The 3017-nt window shown below is 52.2% G+C and carries 1 rRNA gene; it reads right to left on the reverse strand.

Features of this window, described 5'->3' with window-relative positions:
• Window positions 1-5: 5 nt before the first annotated feature.
• Window positions 6-2941: ribosomal RNA gene (locus AC59HZ_RS31170) — 23S ribosomal RNA — on the reverse strand.
• Window positions 2942-3017 lie beyond the last annotated feature (76 nt).

Below are 3017 nucleotides of genomic sequence, written 5' to 3' on the forward strand. Positions count from 1 at the left end.
ATGACTTGGTTAAGTCCTCGAACGATTAGTATCAGTCAGCTCCACACGTCACCGCGCTTCCACCTCTGACCTATCAACCTGATCATCTTTCAGGGTTCTTACTAGCTTGACGCTATGGGAAATCTCATCTTGAGGGGGGCTTCATGCTTAGATGCTTTCAGCACTTATCCCGTCCGCACATAGCTACCCAGCGATGCCTTTGGCAAGACAACTGGTACACCAGCGGTGCGTCCATCCCGGTCCTCTCGTACTAAGGACAGCTCCTCTCAAATTTCCTGCGCCCACGACGGATAGGGACCGAACTGTCTCACGACGTTCTGAACCCAGCTCGCGTACCGCTTTAATGGGCGAACAGCCCAACCCTTGGGACCGACTACAGCCCCAGGATGCGATGAGCCGACATCGAGGTGCCAAACCTCCCCGTCGATGTGGACTCTTGGGGGAGATAAGCCTGTTATCCCCGGGGTAGCTTTTATCCGTTGAGCGATGGCCCTTCCATGCGGAACCACCGGATCACTAAGCCCGACTTTCGTCCCTGCTCGACTTGTAGGTCTCGCAGTCAAGCTCCCTTGTGCCTTTACACTCTACGAATGATTTCCAACCATTCTGAGGGAACCTTTGGGCGCCTCCGTTACTCTTTAGGAGGCGACCGCCCCAGTCAAACTGCCCACCTGACACTGTCTCCCACCCCGATGAGGGGTGCGGGTTAGAATTTCAATACAGCCAGGGTAGTATCCCACCGACGCCTCCACCGAAGCTGGCGCTCCGGCTTCTCAGGCTCCTACCTATCCTGTACAAGCTGTACCAAAATTCAATATCAGGCTACAGTAAAGCTCCACGGGGTCTTTCCGTCCTGTCGCGGGTAACCTGCATCTTCACAGGTACTATAATTTCACCGAGTCTCTCGTTGAGACAGTGCCCAGATCGTTACGCCTTTCGTGCGGGTCGGAACTTACCCGACAAGGAATTTCGCTACCTTAGGACCGTTATAGTTACGGCCGCCGTTTACTGGGGCTTCGATTCAGAGCTTCGCTTGCGCTAACCCCTCCTCTTAACCTTCCAGCACCGGGCAGGCGTCAGCCCCTATACTTCGCCTTGCGGCTTCGCAGAGACCTGTGTTTTTGCTAAACAGTCGCCTGGGCCTATTCACTGCGGCTCTTCGAGGCTATTCACCTCAAAAAGCACCCCTTCTCCCGAAGTTACGGGGTCATTTTGCCGAGTTCCTTAACGAGAGTTCTCTCGCTCACCTTAGGATTCTCTCCTCGCCTACCTGTGTCGGTTTGCGGTACGGGCACCTTTTATCTCGCTAGAGGCTTTTCTTGGCAGTGTGGAATCAGGAACTTCGGTACTATATTTCCCTCGCTGTCACAGCTCAGCCTTTACGGTGAACGGATTTTCCTATTCACCAGCCTAACTGCTTAGACGCGCATATCCAACAGCGCGCTTACCCTATCCTCCTGCGTCCCCCCATCACTCAAACGATAAAGAGGTGGTACAGGAATATCAACCTGTTGTCCATCGCCTACGCCTTTCGGCCTCGGCTTAGGTCCCGACTAACCCTGAGCGGACGAGCCTTCCTCAGGAAACCTTAGGCATACGGTGGACGGGATTCTCACCCGTCTTTCGCTACTCATACCGGCATTCTCACTTCTAAGCGCTCCACCAGTCCTTACGGTCTAGCTTCAACGCCCTTAGAACGCTCTCCTACCACTGACATCTACGATGTCAATCCACAGCTTCGGTGTTACGTTTAGCCCCGGTACATTTTCGGCGCAGAGTCACTCGACCAGTGAGCTATTACGCACTCTTTAAATGGTGGCTGCTTCTAAGCCAACATCCTGGTTGTCTAAGCAACTCCACATCCTTTTCCACTTAACGTAAACTTTGGGACCTTAGCTGGTGGTCTGGGCTGTTTCCCTTTTGACTACGGATCTTATCACTCGCAGTCTGACTCCCACGGATAAGTCTTTGGCATTCGGAGTTTGTCTGAATTCGGTAACCCGATGAGGGCCCCTAGTCCAAACAGTGCTCTACCTCCAAGACTCTAACTACGTGAGGCTAGCCCTAAAGCTATTTCGGAGAGAACCAGCTATCTCCAAGTTCGATTGGAATTTCTCCGCTACCCACACCTCATCCCCGCACTTTTCAACGTGCGTGGGTTCGGGCCTCCATCCAGTGTTACCTGGACTTCACCCTGGACATGGGTAGATCACCTGGTTTCGGGTCTACGACCACATACTAAAAACGCCCTATTCAGACTCGCTTTCGCTGCGGCTCCGTCTCTTCAACTTAACCTTGCATGTAATCGTAACTCGCCGGTTCATTCTACAAAAGGCACGCTATCACCCATTAACGGGCTCTAACTACTTGTAGGCACACGGTTTCAGGATCTCTTTCACTCCCCTTCCGGGGTGCTTTTCACCTTTCCCTCACGGTACTGGTTCACTATCGGTCACTAGGGAGTATTTAGCCTTGGGAGATGGTCCTCCCTGCTTCCGACCGGATTTCACGTGTCCGGCCGTACTCAGGATCCACTCAGGAGGGAACGAAGTTTCAACTACAGGGTTTTTACCTTCTATGACGGACCTTTCCAGATCGCTTCATCTACCCCGTTCCTTTGTAACTCCATGTTGAGTGTCCTACAACCCCGAAAGGCAAGCCTTTCGGTTTGGGCTGTTCCCGTTTCGCTCGCCGCTACTTAGGGAATCGCGTTTGCTTTCTCTTCCTCCGGGTACTTAGATGTTTCAGTTCCCCGGGTCTGCCTTCAATACCCTATGTATTCAGGTAAAGATACTGCTCCATTACGAGCAATGGGTTCCCCCATTCGGAAATCTCCGGATCAAAGCTTACTTACAGCTCCCCGAAGCATATCGGTGTTAGTCCCGTCCTTCATCGGCTCCTAGTGCCAAGGCATCCACCGTGCGCCCTTTCTAACTTAACCTAAAAGGTTTTACTCTAATAAATAGAGAGAAAAACTAAAATGGCGATTACTCGGTTTTTACTTGGTTACTTCTTCT

This window comes from Neobacillus sp. DZ-9, from assembly GCF_059587065.1.